9 protein-coding genes are annotated in these 18,922 nt (G+C 35.7%); all 9 read left to right on the top strand.

Annotated elements, in window-relative coordinates:
* Nucleotides 1-99 precede the first annotated feature (99 nt).
* The 9 genes from murJ to CIL05_RS01170 all read left to right on the top strand — a co-directional run bounded on the left by murJ (nt 100) and on the right by CIL05_RS01170 (nt 18,522).
* Nucleotides 100-1,632 (top strand): murein biosynthesis integral membrane protein MurJ, encoded by a 1,533-nt coding sequence (gene murJ, locus CIL05_RS01210; RefSeq protein ID WP_095653671.1) that lies wholly within the window; start codon nt 100-102, stop codon nt 1,630-1,632.
* The gene (locus tag CIL05_RS01205; RefSeq protein WP_095653670.1) at nt 1,629-2,516 is read left to right on the top strand and encodes a PIG-L deacetylase family protein; all 888 of its coding nucleotides are present in this window, start codon (nt 1,629-1,631) and stop codon (nt 2,514-2,516) included. The genes murJ and CIL05_RS01205 overlap by 4 nt, the downstream gene beginning before the upstream one ends.
* A gap of 21 nt (nt 2,517-2,537) precedes the next feature.
* The gene (locus tag CIL05_RS01200; protein ID WP_095653669.1) at nt 2,538-3,995 is read left to right on the top strand and encodes an O-antigen ligase family protein; all 1,458 of its coding nucleotides are present in this window, start codon (nt 2,538-2,540) and stop codon (nt 3,993-3,995) included.
* Nucleotides 3,996-4,009: 14 nt separating this feature from the next.
* Nucleotides 4,010-5,110 carry a glycosyltransferase gene (locus CIL05_RS01195; protein WP_240510078.1) on the top strand — a complete coding sequence of 367 codons (1,101 nt, stop codon included), beginning with the start codon at nt 4,010-4,012 and terminating at the stop codon, nt 5,108-5,110.
* A gap of 626 nt (nt 5,111-5,736) precedes the next feature.
* A complete protein-coding gene (locus tag CIL05_RS01190; RefSeq protein ID WP_095653668.1) occupies nt 5,737-8,427 on the top strand; it encodes a cell wall-binding repeat-containing protein in 2,691 nt (896 codons plus the stop codon).
* Between the two features lie 200 nt (nt 8,428-8,627).
* Nucleotides 8,628-11,045, top strand: a complete 2,418-nt coding sequence (locus CIL05_RS01185) for a cell wall-binding repeat-containing protein (RefSeq protein WP_095653667.1) — start codon at nt 8,628-8,630, stop codon at nt 11,043-11,045.
* Nucleotides 11,046-11,195: 150 nt separating this feature from the next.
* Entirely contained in the window at nt 11,196-12,617 is a 1,422-nt protein-coding gene (locus tag CIL05_RS01180; RefSeq protein ID WP_095653666.1) for an MBOAT family O-acyltransferase, read from the top strand.
* 15 nt (nt 12,618-12,632) lie between these two features.
* Nucleotides 12,633-13,835: an alginate O-acetyltransferase AlgX-related protein gene (locus tag CIL05_RS01175; RefSeq protein ID WP_095653665.1), complete on the top strand. Its 1,203-nt coding sequence runs from the start codon at nt 12,633-12,635 to the stop codon at nt 13,833-13,835.
* Between the two features lie 385 nt (nt 13,836-14,220).
* The gene (locus tag CIL05_RS01170; RefSeq protein WP_095653664.1) at nt 14,221-18,522 is read left to right on the top strand and encodes a cell wall-binding repeat-containing protein; all 4,302 of its coding nucleotides are present in this window, start codon (nt 14,221-14,223) and stop codon (nt 18,520-18,522) included.
* Nucleotides 18,523-18,922: the final 400 nt, after the last annotated feature.

The raw sequence follows: 18,922 nt of genomic DNA, 5'->3' as shown, positions 1-18,922 counted from the left end.
TTGGTGAAAATTCCCTAGAATTATGTCGATAAAATGTTATAATGGAAAGTATGTTTTAATAAGTATTTGGTACATAGCGATTTGAAAGAGGTATAAAAATTGAAATCTAAACTAGGTTTAGCGAGCATTCTTTTTTTAATAGCTACAATATTCCTGAAAATATCAGGTTTGATTCGTGATATGGTTATTGCATTTTATTTTGGAGATAGTTATGTAGCAGATGCTTATTTAGCTGCATTTATTATTCCGAATATGATTATCTTGTTTTTTACAACAGGAATGAAAAATGCACTTGTACCAAGTTATATTCAATCAGTAGAAGAAAAAAGAGGATCTTATCATCTTAGCCAGGTATTTAGAGGGACCTTTGGAATAAGTATTTTATTGTCACTCCTTGGTATGGTTCTGGCAAAATACTATATTCCACTCTTATACCCTGCATTTTCTCCTGAAGGACAGGAAATTGCGATATGGACTACAATAATTCTTTTTTCTTCCGTTGTTTTTGTAGGTATGAATGCTGTTTTGGAGGCCTATTTTGATTCTGAAAATAAATTCTCGCTTTCAATGGTGTCACAAATTATAGTAATTGGATCAACGATAATGGGAGCTGTATTTTTTGCCCGATCTATTGGGGCATATTCACTGGCCCTTGGTTACTTGATTGGTACAATTATGTCATTGCTATTTAAAGCGTTATTGGTTGCTCCAAGAAAACTTATTAAATTTAAAATGAAAACAGATTGGAAAGAAATTAAGCGTTTTTACATAATATTTATTCCTGTGGCCATTACTGTAGCTGTAGGTCAAATAAATTTAGCCGTTGATAATATTTATGCTAGTTATTTTGACGAAGGGGTAGTTACTTATATTAACTATGCTAAGAATTTGGTGCATTTTCCACAAGCAATATTTGGTGTGGTTATTGGAACAGTAATTTTTCCTTTCCTTTCCAGAGCAAATGCACAGAGTAACTTTAATCAATTTAAACGTGGAATAGAAATAGGTTTAAATACCATGTTTTTCATTTTGCTGCCAGCAATTGCAGGTATGATGGTTTTGATGCCAAATATTATTGAATTACTTTATCAAAGAGGTGCATTTAGTGCCGATGCAACCAATACTACAGCTACAGTTGCATATTATTATTTTGGATCCGTATTATTTTTTAGTTTGCATAATGTTGTAACAAAGGGCTTTTATACTCTAAAAAAAGGCCATCTCATATTAATAATAGGTGGTATCTCGGTAATTTTAAATGTGATATTAAATTTTGTATTCACAAGATGGTTAGGATATAACGGAATACCATTAGCTTCGTCAGTAGTCGCATTCCTTTATGTAGGTGCCTCTTTTGTTCTTTTGCTTAAGCTTGTTAAAGGCTTAAACTTAAAAAAACTAGGTGCAGAATATATAAAAGTTATCATAGCAGGCATAATAATGGTAGCTTGCATTTTGTTACTAAAATCGTTAATAAATGACTGGGTTAATATTGTACAAATTATTTTAATTTCAGTAACAGGTGTGATCACTTATTTTATTAGTGCGCTCCTACTTCGGATTAAGTCATTATCATTTTTAATAAAAAGGTTTCTGCCAAAGAAAGCAGCAGAAAAGAGGTTAGATGAATGAGTATTAAACAGAAACTGATGAATAGCAGTAAACCAGTAATTGTTCCAATTACAAGGCTCATATTAAAACGGCATTATCGATCGACAAAAACCTTGTCGGAAATTGGGGATTATCAACGAATTCTTATATTAGCTCCACATATGGATGATGAAACAATTGGTGCAGGGGCTACGTTGAAATTGCATGCGAATAATGGGGCTCAAATAAATTGCGCGATGATTACAGATGGGTCAAATAGTCAAAGTGATTTAGACAGGCAAGAGCTTTCAAAAACAAGAAAGTTAGAAATGGAGAAAGTCAAAGATATTTTAGGAATTACAAAGATGTATTATCTTGATCTTCCAGATTCGAGCTTCAAGAGTAATGAGAACTCCCAGAATAAGCTAAATGAGATAATACAAGAAGTTCAGCCGGATATAATCTATTGTACACCATTTGTTGACGCACATATTGACCATACAAATACAACTAAATTACTAGCTGATACACTAAAGAAAATGGACTATCCGTGCGGGGTGAGGCTATATGAAATAAATTGCCCCATTCCTCCGCTTGAAATAAATTGCGTTATTGATGTAACAACAACTATGAAATATAAAAAAGAGGCAATAAGTGTATTTAGTTCACAACAAATTGCATTTGATGGATTTTTAGAATTGAATAGCATAAAAAAAGCATTGGTTAACAACCCGAATACCCGAACAGTAGAAACATTCCTGGAATTGAATAGCAATGATTTCATAAAGCAATTTGAAATAATTCAAAGCGATCATTATAATTATTCAGTTCTATTTAAACAAGTGAATCGTTCCGTCACATTATTATGGGCAATTTTCAAAAACTATAAGCTTAAAAAAGAAATATATAATAAGGGAATTAGTTAAACATGAAAAAAGAAGGAGAATATGATGAAATTGTCATATAAAGATCTAATATTTGTACCAATTACATTACTGGTTTTCGCACTAGGTATAACACTAAATTATTTTGCTGTAGGGGTTATTATCACATTAGGTTTTGGTGTATATACATTATTTAAACCTAAAAATGGTTTAATCATATTATTCATGTATCTGCCATTAAGACCATTTTTATTAGAATTTAATCCGGACTTGAAATCTATTGCAGATATAATTCTTTTTATAGCATTAGTAAAAGTAGTATATATGTATCGAAAGAATTGGAAAAGCCTGTTTCAATTTCAATGGTTTGAATTAGCTTATTTTGGCTTTATTTTAGTAGGAGTTATATCTGCTTTAATTACAGGAGTTTCTCTTACCTCAATCATTCTTCAAACAAGATCGTTTATTTTATTATATGTAATGTTTTACATTATTAAAAGGATCAATGTTACGAAACAGGATCTTATAAAACTAGGGTGGACGATCGTGGTTTTAACAATTATTATTAGTATTCATGGTTTAATTGAGAAACTTTCATTACGCAGTGTATTGTTGCCTGAATCATGGGAGAACATGCCATTATCTGCAACAAATCGAATTAGAATATATGGTTTATTAGGTAATCCAAATAGCCTTGCCTTGTACATGTCATTTGTATTTATAATAATAATGTATTTGAAAAATCATGTTCAAAAAAATAAGTATTTAATATTGAATATCACATTAATACTGGCCATGGGGGTTTTTTCGCTAACATTCTCCAGAGGGACTTGGGGGGCATTTGCAATAACTGCACTCCTGTATATTATCTTAACTAAGAACTGGAGATTCTTAAAGAACTTAGCTATCTCACTTGTATTAGGAATATTATTAATTGCACTTCCAGTATCCGGGATTACAACCCTTGTAGAAAATACAGATTTTGGTGTAGGGCAGCGAGAAGTCCAAAAAGAGTATGATCAAACGGACGGGAATTTTTCTGATCGAATGCGCCAAACATTTGATCAATCTACCATAGAGGGAAGCATGGATTCAGGCAGGTTATTTATAATTCAAAAAGGATTTCAGGTATTTAAGGATCATCCAATTATTGGTACAGGTTTCGGTACATTCGGAGATTCATCAACACTTTCACAAGGATCACCAATATATGAAACTTATGATATTGGATTAGATTTTTACTCAGACAATCAATACATTCAAATAATTGTGCAAACTGGTATTATCGGGACAATTCTTTTTGCTATATTCCTACTTCATATGCTTTATTTAACCTGGAAACATGGAAGAGGATCTAACTATGGAATATTAGTTTTTTGTCTCTTATTGGGCTCCTATGTAATATGTATGGTTTATAATGCGTGGGAGAGCGATATATTTACGTTGTTTTATTTCTCCTTCTTAGGCTATTTAGTTAATGAGAAGTTTAGAGAAAAGGTCAATCAACATGCGATTGAATAGTCTGGAGGATAAAAATGGGCAGCAGCAGTAAAAAAATACTTGTTATCAGCAACATGTATCCAAGCGATGATAGTCCTACATATGGAATATTCGTTAAAAATCAGGTTGAAGCAATTAAACAATATAATCATCAAGTGGATATTGCGGTAGTTAAAGATCCACGGATGGGTAAATTGTTTGTGTTAAAGAAATACTTAATCTGGTTTTTAAAAGTAATTAGTATATTGTTATTTAAAGGAAGAAAGTACGATATTATTCATGCACATTATGTATTTCCCAGTGGTTTATTCGGATTATTGTTCAAAAAGCTTTATGGAACAAAACTGGTGGTTACAGCACATGGTGGGGATATTGATAAAATGTCAAAAAAAGGCCCATTTTTCTTTAATCAAACCAAAAATATATTAAAAAAAGCAAACCATGTGATTGCTGTTGGAGAAGAACTGAAGCGGGAAATAAATGAAACATTTGGCATTGAACCAGAGAAAATCAGCGTTTTAAATATGGGAGTTAATCGAGAGGTTTTTAAGCCGATTGAAAAAGATAAAGCAAAAGTAGAGCTGAATCAACCCCTGGATAAATTTTCTGTTTTATTTGTGGGAAATTATATCAAGGCAAAAGGCCTTATTGAACTTCTCGATGCTTATAATATGTTGAAAAAGAAATATCCATTTATTGAATTACATTTAATCGGTGCAACGAAACAAGAAGAATTCAAAAAAGAATTAGATGAGAAAATCGAATCAGAGCAAATAAAAGATGTTAAGATTCATTCAACTAAAAATCAACAGCAACTCGCAAAGTGGATGGCAGCTGCAGATTTATTTGTACTTCCTTCGTACATAGAAGGTTTTGGACTAGTTGCACTGGAGGCAATGTCAGTACGTACACCTGTAGTTGGAAGCAAGGTCGGAGGATTAGCTTATTTACTTCAGGATGGCTCGGGAGTTTTAGTTGAAGCACAGAATACTGATTCATTAAGAAAAGGTATGGAAAATATAATAACGAATAAAGATTTACAGAAGCAATTAATTGATAAAGGTGAAGAAAAGGCACAGGAAAATGACCAAAGAATCCTGTTAAATAAATTATTTACAATTTATGAGAAATTATAATGAGATAGCTGTTGCCTATAATAGGTGGCAGCTATTTTTAATCTGATCTGACCTAGGTTATGAAGTATCATTTTATTTCCATTTTAATTAATGTATAAAAGTTTTAATGCCAACATAGCATTAAAAGTCATGTTTTTTTGGCTAGTAAATAAGTTCTGTATCATATCAATCTTAAAGAATAGTAAAAAAGTACTTAATAGAATTTAAAGTAGTATTTTAGAGCCGGCATATTATAGTGCTAAACTATCAATATCAAGACACTTCATTGACTGGAAAATATTTCATGCATATAATCGATATAGTTAGCAGTAATGACTTTTTAATTAAAAAGTAATAATTGTAATTTCAAAGCTTGATTTTCCAATATACTTCATATTAATGTATTCAAATCTTAATGTTTTGAAATGAAAATTAGGAAAAAAGGTTTAGGAAAAAAAGAACAGTGGTATTAACTAAGCATGTCACTAGAAAAAATGATATTTATGAGGCATCCAGTAGACTACATATCAACATGAAAAACCATCATTGTTTTCTAGTAATATATAAAACTATTATCTAAAAAGGGGTGTATATTTTAAGTTCGTGAGTATAACAGATTTAGAGTTTAAAACTTTAGGAGGAATTACATGAGAAAAAACAGAAGACAAGTTAAAGTATTTTCTATCCTTGCTGCGTTTTTAATGGTATTTTCATTAATTGCACCTTCAGCAATTAGTGCGGAATCAGTTAATTCAGCAAAATTATCAGATACTTTGGTTAAACAATTTGAAAATACCGAGAAGGTAACATTTATTGTTGATTTTAAAGACGAAGCCAATACTGCAGCAGTTGCGGAACAGGCTAAAGAACAAGCAACTCTAGCGGGCGCAACAGAAGAAAAGGCAGTTTTAGCACAGCGCGAAGCTGTAATTAACACATTACAGACAACTGCCGATAAAGCACAATCAAATGTATTTGAATATTTAAAAGATACAAATGCTGAAGATATAAAATCTTACTTTATTACAAATGCAATTTCAGTTACCGCTACACAGGAAGTAGCTGAAGAACTGCTTCAATTCAATGAAGTTGCAGATGTTTATCCGAACATTGAAGCTGAAGTAATTGAACCTGTTAAGACAGATGATAATAAGCTGTCAGAGATTGCATGGAATGTTGACCGTGTTAATGCTCCCCAAACTTGGGAAAAAGGGTTTAATGGTGAAGGCGTAGTTGTAGCAAGCATTGATTCTGGTGTTCAATGGGACCACCCTGCATTAAAAGAGAAATATCGTGGTTATAATGCAGAAACAGGTGAGGTTGATCATTCAGCAAGTTTCTTCGATGCAGTATATGGAGAAAAAGAAGCCAATGATTATCAAGGCCATGGTACACATGTTACAGGTACAATGGTTGGAGATGAAGTTGGTGTAGCTCCACAAGCAAAATGGATTGCGGCAAACGTAGCGAATGCAAGTGGTGGTTTACCAAGTGATGCAATCTTGTCAGCAGCAGAGTGGATGATGGCTCCAGGTGGAGATGCCGCTAATGCTCCTGATGTTGTTAACAATTCATGGGGATTCCCAGGATATACTCCAGAGGAAATGAATGAATTTTTCCGTGATGTTATTGTAGCTTGGCAGGATGCAGGAATTTTCCCTGTATTTGCAGCGGGAAATGCAGTACCAGGTGTTGTAGAGCCTGTTGAAGGTTCTGTATCAATTCCAGCTCTTTATCCTGAAGCATTCGCAGTAGGCGCAACTGATCAGGATAATGCACTGGCGGAATTTTCTTTAAGAGGACCATCTCCATATGGAGATATTAAGCCAAATGTTGCAGCCCCAGGAGTAGAAATTCTATCTACTTATCCTGGTGACGGATACGCAGTTTCCAATGGAACTTCAATGGCTGCACCAGCTGTAGCGGGTATTGCGGCATTGATGATTCAAGCAAAATCTGATGTAACAATTGATGAACTGAAAACTACATTGCAGGAAACTGCAACAGAACTTACGAATGAAGAGTATACTGAAACGCCTAACAATGGTTTTGGTCATGGTTTAGTAGATGCACTTGCAGCAGTTGAGGCATTGCAGGAAGATGAAGTGCCAGAACCGGAAGTACCAACAATTGAAAATCTTGAGCCAAGCTCTGATCAAGTAGTAAAAGCTGGCGATGATGTTACAATTACTTTCACTAGTAACATAGAAGAGGGTAACGCAACATATACAGTAGCTGACGGTGAAGCAGTTGCAATGAACGAAACAGAAGCTGGAGCTTACACAGCTGTTTACACTGTACCTGAAGATGCAGGCTATGAAGAAGCTGCGGTGGAAGTAACAATTGCCAACAGCAATGGCGACAGTGTATCAAAAGTTGCAGATGGTAAAATTGTTATCGAACCAGCAGAAGAGCCTGTAGAGCCTTTGGAAAGAATTTATGGTGACTGGAGATATGATACTGCTATCGAAACTAGCCAAGATGGCTGGGAAGATGGTTCAGTTGATAAGGTTATCTTAGCACGTGGTGATGATTTTGCGGATGCATTAGCAGGTGTTCCATTAGCACATGCTATGGATACACCAATTCTGTTAACCCCATCAGAAGGTGAGTTAAGTGATGACGTTTTAGCAGAAATTAACCGTTTGGGTGCTAATGAAATTTACGTTCTTGGTGGGGCAGGTGCAATTGAACTGCCAGATGAAAATGAACTGACAGAAGCAGGTAAGGAAGTAATCCGCCTTGCTGGTGACACTAGATTTGAAACAGCAGTTGAAATTGCTGAGAAATTAGCTGAGGTAACTGGTGGAACTGAAAATGCAGTTATTGCAAATGGATTGAATTTCCCTGATGCATTGACAGTTGCTTCGTTTGCGGCACAAGAAGGAACGCCAATTTTATTAACAAGAGACAGTGAGCTACCGGAAGCAACGCAAACTGCTCTTAATGAACTTGGTACTACAAATACAGTTGTAGTTGGTGGTAAAGCGGTTGTGTCTGATGATGTATTGAATGAGCTTCCTGCTGCAGAAAGATTAAGTGGGGATAACCGTTACGAAACTAACATTGCTATAGCGGAACATTTCGGTGTAGAAAATAGCAACTTATATGTTGCAACAGGAACCGAATATGCTGATGCGTTAACCGGGTCGGTATTAGCAGCGAAAAACAATAGTGCTATCCTACTGGTAGGTAATTTAGTTAAAGAAGATGGAATCATTCCAAACGTAGTTTCCAATTACATTACTGAACAAGGTGTAACTGATTTAACTATTTTTGGTGGTACAGTAGCAGTTGATGAAGCTACAGAAAACGCACTTAGCAAATTGCTTAAGTAAGTAACTTTTTGAAAAAGAACCTGTCTTGAAAAAGATGGGTTCTTTTTCTATTAAACTGAAGTTATATCCAAGCTTTGAATTTAAACAACTTATAATTCGGTGGAAAATTTTATGGTTAACTTACTTCTATAATGTTATTATATATATTGTTATAGTTTCATAGAATAGGTGAATTTTCAGCATCGAAGGGAAGATAATTGATGAAAAGCAAGAGTAATTACATACATAAATGGTTATATATAGGGTTAGCCCTTCTAATGGCAGTTTCAATGGTTATTCCTCAAACTGCCTATGCGAGAGGAACCAATTCTGAAGGTCAAAATCCACAGGATACCATACCTAAGGCGCTAGCTACAGCATTTGGTCAGGAGCATAAAGTTACATTCCTGATTAAATTTAATGATAAGCCTGCAGTCGGGAATGCATTAAATAAAGCAAGTGAAAAGATTAATCAAAATACTTTAAATGCGGAAGAAGTGCAGCTCCAGAGGCATATTGCTGTTCTGAATGAATTAAAATCGACTTCGGAAGGTTCTCAAGAGAGTGTATTGGAATACCTCCGGAAGGAAGCGGAATCAGGCAACGCTGAGGATATCCGCTCATTTCACATTGTTAATGGGATTGCGGTAACCGCAACGGAAGAAGTAGCTAAAAAGGTTCTTGATTTTAATGAAGTAGAAAAAGTATTACCGAACCGGGTTCGCCACTTAACTGAAACAAAAAATGAAGAATCTAATTCAGTACACAATAATATAGAAACGAATATAGAGCAGGTTGGTGCCCCGGAGGTATGGGGACAAAACATTGATGGATCAGGTGTCATAATTGCAAGCATCGACTCAGGAGTTGATTGGGACCATCCGGCTTTAAAGGGAAAATATCGCGGATATAACAGTGAAACAGGTGAGGTTGATCACAGCTTCAACTGGTTTGATGCAGTGAACGGTAAGACTGTCCCCTATGATATCCATGGACATGGCACACATGTAACAGGCACAATGATTGGATCAGAACCAGATGGCTCAAATCAAATTGGAGTAGCACCAGGAGCCAAATGGATTGCGGTAAACGCTTTCAATACATCTGGAACAGCTACAGATGCTGACCTATTAAAGGCGGCGGAGTGGATTCTTGCCCCAACAGATGAGCATGGGAATGAGAGACCGGATATGGCTCCGGATATTGTTAATAATTCCTGGAGCGGAGGAAAAGGCAAGGATGAATGGTATCGTGATGTCGTGAAAAACTGGATTGCTGCAGGTATCTTTCCGGAGTTCTCGGCTGGAAATAATTTAGGTTCAAAACCAACCGTTCCCGGATCAGTTGAAGCTCCGGCAAATTATCCGGAATCATTTGCAACAGGTGCAGTTAACAGTGAAAATAAGCTGACATCCTTTTCATTGCTTGGACCTTCACCATATAATGAAATAAAACCGGATGTTGTAGCACCAGGAGAAAGTATCCGCTCTTCTGTACCCGGTGGTGAATATGGATCAAAGAGTGGAACATCAATGGCGGGACCGGCAGTATCAGGAGTGGTTGCACTACTAAAACAGGCAGGACCAAGCTTAACGGTAAAGCAGATGAAGCATATTTTAAGAGAAACAGCTACTCCTTTGACAGATGAAACCTATCCGGAATCGCCGAATAATGGCTACGGCTATGGACTTGTCAATGCTCCTGCTGCTTTAAATGCTACAATTTCCATGGAAAACAGTAATGTGAAAAGGATTTCTGGATCGATGCGCTATGATACAGCTATTGAAATCAGCAGACAGGGATGGAATTCTTCGGATACTGTTATTCTCGCCCGAGGGGATAATTTTGCTGACTCATTAGCCGGTGTCCCACTGGCACATAAGCTGAACGCTCCTATACTGCTCACAACTAATAATATGATTTTTGACAGAACGATGAGAGAAATTAAACGCCTCCGGGCAGACAAGGTAATCATTCTTGGCGGAACCGGGGCAATAAGTAATAAAGTTCAAGAGCAGCTGATAAAGTCTGGAATAAAGGTAACCCGTTACTCAGGGGAAACAAGATTTGAAACAGCTTCTGAAATTGCTAAACAGGTATCCTCAGGAGAGGCAGCTACCGCGGTAGTTGTGAATGGCATGAATTTCCCTGATGCTCTATCCGTTGCTTCATATGCCGCAAGAGAAGGAATACCGATTCTATTAACCTATAAAAACTCCCTTCCACAGTCAACAATCGATACACTGAACACATTAGGAACGAAGGATACGATTGTTGTTGGAGGAACGAAAGTGGTTTCGGATAAAATCAAAGGTCTACTGCCTCATGCTATTAGGCTCAGAGGAGCGAATCGTTATGCGACGAATATGGAAGTTGCAAAATACTTCGGAGTAGAGACGAAGCATATGTATATTGCGACGGGTGGACACTATGCCGATGCATTAACAGGAGCGGTATTAGCAACAAAAAATGATAGTGGGATTTTATTGGTAGGTAAATTAGCTGGCGAAGAGAAAGAAATACCGAAAGTAGTTTCCGATTATATTTTAGAAAATAAGTTTAATAGATTAACTATTTTTGGGGGAACTGAAGCAGTTACTAAAAAATCGTTTGCAGAACTGGAACAGCTAATTCAGTAAAAAACTTCATGTTTATGTGTTAGAACTCATCTTAATAGGTGGGTTCTATTTTTAATTCTATATACATACTCTTATCAATACTTTATACTTATGTAGTGTGAATTTATACATATTATTATCGTTCTTATACTTAAAATGAAGGTGGATTAATTGGTCTTTAGTAATTTGGTATTTTTATTTATATTTTTGCCATTTGTATTATTTTGTTATTTTATAGTAAAAAATGAATGGAGAAATTTCATATTATTACTTGCAAGTCTATTTTTTTATGCGTGGGGTGAACCGAAATATGTTTTCCTTATGTTGTTTTCCATTTTAATTAATTTCATAGCGGGTTTATTGATAGGGAAATATAAGAGAAATATATCCCTTAAAAAGTTATTTCTAACATTAGGCATAATAGGGAATTTACTTATCCTGGGCTTTTTTAAATATGCGAATTTCCTGATAAATAACATTAATTCCTTGTTAAATACCAGTATAGAAATGGAATCCATCCCATTACCTATAGGGATTTCCTTTTTCACCTTTCAGGCAATGAGTTATGTTATTGATGTTTACCGGGAGGATGTAAAGGTTCAAAGGAGTATAATTTCGTTATCATTATATATTTCATTGTTTCCGCAATTAGTAGCAGGGCCAATTGTGCGATATAATTCTATTGCCGGGCAACTGAAGAAGAGATTCGTTAATTTGGAGAAATTTACAGAAGGTGTAAAAAGATTTATCATTGGCTTAGCAAAAAAGGTAATCCTTGCAAACTCTTTTGGTGATGTTGCGGATGCAGCCTTTAATACGCCAGCTGATAGCTTAAGTGTATCGGCAGCTTGGATAGGAATAGTTGCATATGGGTTGCAAATTTACTTTGATTTTTCAGGCTATAGTGATATGGCAATTGGACTTGGGAAAATGTTTGGCTTTGATTTCCTGGAAAATTTTAATTACCCATACATAGCAAAATCTGTCTCAGAGTTTTGGAGAAGATGGCATATCTCCTTATCTTCCTGGTTTAGAGATTATGTATATATTCCTTTGGGAGGAAATCGTAAAGGGTATTACAGAACACTTATAAATTTATTAATTGTATGGACAATTACAGGCTTCTGGCATGGTGCCAGTTGGACATTTATGGCTTGGGGATTATATTTTGGGATATTTATTGTTCTTGAACGAATTGGTCTGACGAGACTTTTAAATAAACTATGGAAACCGATTCAGCACTTTTATTTATTGTTCATTGTTTTCATTGGCTGGGTATTCTTTAGAGCAGATAATTTTAGTTATTCATTTAATTATTTGAAGACAATGTTCCTATTGAATGATACTAATCTAGTAGACGAATATACATTAATTTATTCACATGATTATTGGCTGATCTTTCTAATTGGTATTATTTTTGCTATGCCAGTTGTTCGGTGGCTAAATGCTATCATAGCTGTAAATAACCTTGAAAAGCGCTTGATGCCAATATTTTCAGTAACAGTACCTTTCGTTTATATGGCATTAATGGTAATTTCAGTATTGCTATTAGTAAATTCCACGTATAATCCGTTTATTTATTTTCGATTTTAATTGGAGCTGTTTTATATGAATAAATTTGGGGACGTCCTATTATCTGTGTTATTTATATTATTTATATTTTCTATAGGTATCTATTTGTTGATCATGCCGGATAAAGAGGTTTCAGACATTGAAAATAGAAATCTCGCACAGAAGCCGGAATTAACTTTAAGTGACTTCACTTCTGGAGAATACATGTTGGGTTTTGAAGCGTATATTACGGACCAATTTCCTGGTAGAGATAAATGGTTGAAAACTTATGTTAACTACCAAATGTTAATGGATAAAACCTATATTCAAGATTACTATATAACAGAGGAGAATTGGATTATGCCTAAACCTCAATCTAATTTCCCTAAAAAAGATATAGATATTGCTGCCGAAAATATAAAAAATTTTGGTGATTATTTAGCAGACAAAGATATAGAATTTTATTATTTTTCCGTTCCTCATAAAGTTAGTGTACTGCCATTTTTATATCCTGATTATATTACAGCAGGTAACTATAAAGAAAAAACAGATTATTTAATGAGCCAAATAGGTAGTGAAAGTGTAATCAAGGTTGATTTCACGAAATTATTTTTAGATGAATTTTCTAATGAAGATCTTAAAAAGATGTATTTTAAAACAGATCACCATTGGAATATGAATGGTGCTTTTCAGGTGTATAAAACAATTGTGGATACATTTTCAAATCATTCTGATACATTTATATCAAGGGAAGTAAATAAAGATCATTATGAAAGAAGATGTTTTCCATCAAATCTTTTTGATGGAAGCTATAACAAACAATTATACAGACTCATCGACACGAGTGGTGAGAATTTGTGCACATTGTTGTCTGACTCATTCCAAAAATATGAAGTTATAATAGAAGGTAAACGGATTGAACCGTATGAACTATACGGAAGTGCATTTAAGGATACCAAAAGTGATTTGATTGCATATAATGATCTGTTTACTCGGGATTTAAGAGAAATAAATATTACAAATCCAAAGAAGAAAGATGAAAATAATAAACTACTAATAATTAAGGATTCCTATACAAACCCGATTATCTATCATTTAGCTGAAGGCTTTTATAAAACGACAATTTATGACCCAAGGCACAATAAAGATAGGACGGTGGTGGAGTTTATAGAAGAAAATAATTTCGACATGATTGCAGTAATTTATAATAGCACCCAAATTCGAGGTGAGAATTTTAATTTTGGAGATGTTCATAAGTAAATAAATAAACGAATAAAATTTGATTGGAATTCAGCTTCAATATGAGGTTGGGTTCTATTTTTAATACATGTAAAGACAATTATCTGAATTAGTTGACAAATAAATGTATAATAATTATACTAAAAATGACCTATGCTTTAAGTGCTATATAAAAATCTCGTGGTAGTTCAATATAATCAATCTATCAATCTTTGTACTCATGAAAAGAATTTCATATAAATTTTAATTTACATACAACATTGTTTTAAGATAAACACTTACACCGAAGAAACTGCAGAATATACAGTTAAGGAGGTGAAATGTGTTTATTGTTGTCTTTTTTTCTAAAAAATTTAAGACAGCGCATTAATTTATATATTTTTAAAAAAAATAGGAGGAATGTTAATTGAAGAAAAAGAAACAGCAGCGAATACGTGCTTTTAGTATCGCATCATCATTACTTATGACGTTTTCATTAGTCGCACCGGGACTTGCCAGTGCGCAATCAACTGGTGATGTAAGTATATCAGCAAAAAGTTCGCAAAACACAGTACAAGCTAAAGTAAGTGACCGCTTATTGAATGATTTTCAAGACAAGGAAAAGGTAACTTTCTTAGTTAAATTTAATGAAAAGGCTGATGCTGCAAAAGTTGCTGAAGAAGCGAGGGCAACCGCAGAAAATACGAACTTATCTGCGCTTAAGACAGAGCACTTACAGCGTTCTGCAGTCATTGCTAAATTGAAATCAACTTCCATATCTTCACAGCAAAGTGTAATCGAGTTTCTCGAGCAAGAAGCTGAAACCGGTAATGTGGATGCGTTTAACTCTTACTTTATTGTCAATGGAATGGCTGTAACTGCTACAAAAGAAGTAGCTGAAAAAGTTGCATCATTTCCGGAAGTAGAAAAACTATTGAAAAATGAAACCCGTGAATTATACACAACTGTTTCTAAAGATGCTGATACACCTAAATCAGACATTGCAAATGTAGAATGGAATGTCGATCGTGTTGGTGCTCCAGCAGTTTGGGATATGGGATTTGATGGAACAGGTACTGTTGTAGCAAGTATTGATAGTGGAGTTCAATGGGATCATCCAGCACTGCAGGAGAAATATCGTGGATACAATGCAGGTGAAGTAAAACATACGTATAGCTGGTATGATGCAACTGCTGGTGAATCCACGCCATATGATGACCAAGGACATGGAACACATGTAACGGGAACAATGGTAGGAAGTGAACCAGATGGGTCAAACCAAATTGGGGTAGCTCCTGGTGCTCAGTGGATTGCCGTCAAGGCGTTTACTGCAGATGGTGGAACTGATGTTGATTTATTAGAAGCTGCCGATTGGATCATAGCTCCAGGTGGGGATGCAACTAAGGCTCCAGATGTTGTTAACAACTCTTGGGGGGGCGGACCAGGTCTTGATGAATGGTATCGTGAAGTTGTTCAAAACTGGAGAGCTGCTGATATTTTCCCTGAATTTTCAGCAGGTAATACGACTTTATTTAATCCAGGTGGGCCTGGTTCAATTGCAACACCTGCAAATTATCCTGAATCATTTGCCACAGGCGCAACTGATATAAATGATACTGTAGCAGGTTTTTCATTAAGAGGACCTTCTCCATATGAAGGTGACATTAAACCGGATATTTCAGCTCCTGGTGTGAACATTCGTTCATCTGTACCAGGGAGTGGATATGAAGGAGGTTGGAATGGAACTTCAATGGCGGGGCCAGCTGTATCCGCAGTTGTGGCACTTTTGATCGAAGCAGATGCTAGTTTAACTGTTGATGAATTAGAGGAAATTATTGTGAACACTGCAACGCCATTAACAGATGGAGAATATCCTGAATCTCCAAATATGGGATATGGCTATGGATTAGTTAATGCATATGATGCAGTTTCAACTCTTATTAGAGGACTTGGAACTTTAGAAGGTCAGGTTACAAAAGAAGGTGACGATTTAGAAGCACCTACTTTTGAACATGAAGCAGTAGAAGAAAACAACTATAAACCTAATGCACTTCCTTTAGGTGCACAGGTTAGTGTACTTGAAAGTGGACGCTCTGTAAATACAGATCCTGCAGATGGAAGCTATTCATTGCTTCATGCTGCTGGAGAATTTACTGTTCAAGCGGAGGCTTATGGGTTTGAATCTCAAGAGCAATCTGTATCCATTGAAGAAGATGGAACTGCAGAAGCAAATTTCACTTTGGAAGAAATCGATCAGTATACAGTAAGTGGTACAATTACTGACGAAGCAACAGATGAAACTATTGAAGGAGCAACAGTGCTTCTTGTGGAAGATGCGAACATTACACCTGTCGAAACAGATGGGGAAGGTAACTATTCTCTAACAGCGTACGAAGGTACGTACACATTAAAAGTATTAGCAAGTGGTTATCATGCTGCAGAGGTTGAGGTTAACCTTGATGGTTCGGATGCTACTGTTGATGTTGCACTGGAGCCATTCTACACAGTTCCGGGCGGAGAGATCGGCTATGATGACGGAACTGCTGAAAATGCACGTGCTTTCTATGATGCAGGCAATGGATGGGCAGTTAAAATGTCCTTACCAGAGGGGGAAGATTCCGGAATCGTAACAGATGGTGTATTCCAATTCCATGGTACCGATTGGCCAGTTCCAGGTGGTACTGAATTTGCTGTAGAAGTATGGGATGCTACAGGTCCTAATGGAACTCCAGGAGAAAAAATAGCAGGCCCTGTTGATGCAGAAGCGACAAGAAGTATAAATGAATGGACAGTTGTTGACCTGAGGGAACACGCTATTCAAGTTGAAGGCGATTTTTACATGGTATATATCCAAACAGGTGCAAATCCAAACGTACCAGGTTTGGCAACAGATGAAAATGGTCCAAATGCTGAGAGAAGTTATCAGTATGTTTCTGGATCATTTGAACCAGCTCCTTCTGAAGAAGGAAACTATATGATACGTGCTCGAGTAGCGTATGGAGTAAGCGATGCTGTTATTACTTCTCCAGCAAAAGACCTTATTACAAATGAAGCAATGCTAACAGTGGAAGGTACAGCATCACCAAGTACAACAATTGAATTAATAAATAATGGTGAAGCAGTAGATTCTGTTGACATTAGTGATAATGGCCAATTTACATTCGAAACAGAGTTAACAGAAGGAGAAAACGTATTAACCGCAGTAACATTAATTGATGGTACTTCTGTTAATGAATCCGCACCGATTTCGGTAACATTGGATACAGAAGCACCTGGTTTAACGATTGATTCTCCTCAGGATGGAGAAGTAACAAATAGCGAGACTGTAACAGTTGAAGGAACTGTGACAGATGCTAACCTTTCATCAGTAACAGTAAATGGTGAGGAAGCAACTGTAACGGATGAAAAATTTTCTAAACGAATTATCGTTGAAAATGGTGAGAATGAAATTAATGTAGTTGCAGTTGATGTTGCAGGTAATGAACAAGCAGAATCCGTTACAATTGTAGTGGATCAAACTACACCTGTAATGGAAAATCTACAACCATCAACTGATCAAAATGTATTACCAGGTGATGAGGTAGAAATTTCCTTCCATAGTGAAAAAGTAGGAGGAGAAGCAAACTTTACAGTACAACTTCCAGGACAGGCTGTACCTCAATCCTCTGCTTCAAATCCAATGGAAGAAGTAGAACCGGGAATTTATCAAGGAACTTGGACTGTTCCCGACCTAGCTCTTCAAGGTGGAGTGATTGAAGTTGAATTAACAGATGATGCAGGCAATACAACTGTACAGGAAGCTGAAGGGAAACTTTATATCACTACAGAAAAAATAGACCGTATTTCAGGTGAGTCGAGATACGATACAGCAATAGAAATAAGCCAGGAAGGTTGGGATTCTGCCGATACAGTTATTCTGGCACGTGGAGATAACTTTGCTGATGCACTAGCAGGTGTGCCTTTAGCACATAAACTAGATGCTCCAATATTATTAACACCTAGTGATAAATTATTGGAAGAAACATTAGCGGAAATCGAACGCCTGGGTACTAAGGATATAATTATTTTAGGTGGAACAGGTGCAATTGATGAATCAATTGGATCACACCTGGTAAGTGAAGGTTTTGATGTAACACGTTATGAAGGTGACACAAGATTTGAAACAGCTGCTGCAATTGCTAATATAGTTGCACCTGATGGGGCAGAAAAGGTAGTCGTAGCAAATGGAATGGACTTCCCTGATGCACTATCTGTTGCATCTCTTGCTGCTAAAGATGGTTTACCAATCTTACTAACATTTGCAGATGAACTACCAGAAGTAACTGAGGAAGCGATTAATAATCTTGGTGCTTCTCAAACACTAGTAATTGGTGGTAAGTCAGTAGTTTCAAATGCTGTAAAAGATCAGCTTCCAGAGGCTAGCCGACTAAACGGTGAAAATCGTTACGAAACGAATGTTGAAGTAGTGAAACACTTTGGAGCAGATAACAATCATATGTATATAGCAACAGGTACAGCATATGCTGATGCATTAACTGGAGCTGTATTAGCTGCAAAGAATAATAGTTCTATTTTATTAGTAAGTAAATTAGCAGGCGAAAATGGAGAGATTCCTGAAGTAGTTTCCAGCTATATTACTGAACAAGAAGTAAATCGATTAACTATATTCGGAGGTACTAATGCAGTTAGTGAAGAAGCTTTAGATGCACTGAATGAGCTAATCCAGTAATAAAATAATAGCATTTCAAATAGAACTCATCTTCTTTTAGGAGGTGGGTTCTATTTGTTTTTACATTTAATTACTATATTGGTAGTTAGGTGGAATCTAAGTAAATAGCAAAGTAGATAATTATGCCTATGTAAAAAAATTATAAAAATGATACAAATCTATCAATTCTGACATTTACGGCTATATTTGGTTAAGTATCATACTATTTTAGTGAATTTTCTATTATAGTTGTATTCAATACTAAAATATTCATATTAAAGGTTACTTGAAGTAAAACCTGGATGAATATTAATGAAAAAGGGTGTGATTAATTATAAACAGCTAATCAAGCATTAATACAAGAATAGTAAACATAAATATGGGGAGGAACGTAAATTGGGGAAAAGGAAAATTTATCAGG

It is taken from the genome of Virgibacillus profundi, assembly GCF_002287375.1.
GTDB classification, from domain to species: domain Bacteria; phylum Bacillota; class Bacilli; order Bacillales; family Amphibacillaceae; genus Virgibacillus_K; species Virgibacillus_K profundi.
The sequence above is the reverse complement of the archived record's forward strand: the minus strand, read 5'-3'. Positions and strand labels throughout refer to the sequence as shown.

Bases quoted from the DNA above. Each gene is read 5' to 3' on its own strand.
- CIL05_RS01205 (WP_095653670.1), top strand. From the start codon at position 1,629: ATGAGTATTAAACAGAAACTGATGAATAGCAGTAAACCAGTAATTGTT.
- CIL05_RS01200 (WP_095653669.1), top strand. From the start codon at position 2,538: ATGATGAAATTGTCATATAAAGATCTAATATTTGTACCAATTACATTA.
- CIL05_RS01195 (WP_240510078.1), top strand. From the start codon at position 4,010: ATGGGCAGCAGCAGTAAAAAAATACTTGTTATCAGCAACATGTATCCA.
- CIL05_RS01190 (WP_095653668.1), top strand. From the start codon at position 5,737: ATGAGAAAAAACAGAAGACAAGTTAAAGTATTTTCTATCCTTGCTGCG.
- CIL05_RS01185 (WP_095653667.1), top strand. From the start codon at position 8,628: ATGAAAAGCAAGAGTAATTACATACATAAATGGTTATATATAGGGTTA.
- CIL05_RS01175 (WP_095653665.1), top strand. From the start codon at position 12,633: ATGAATAAATTTGGGGACGTCCTATTATCTGTGTTATTTATATTATTT.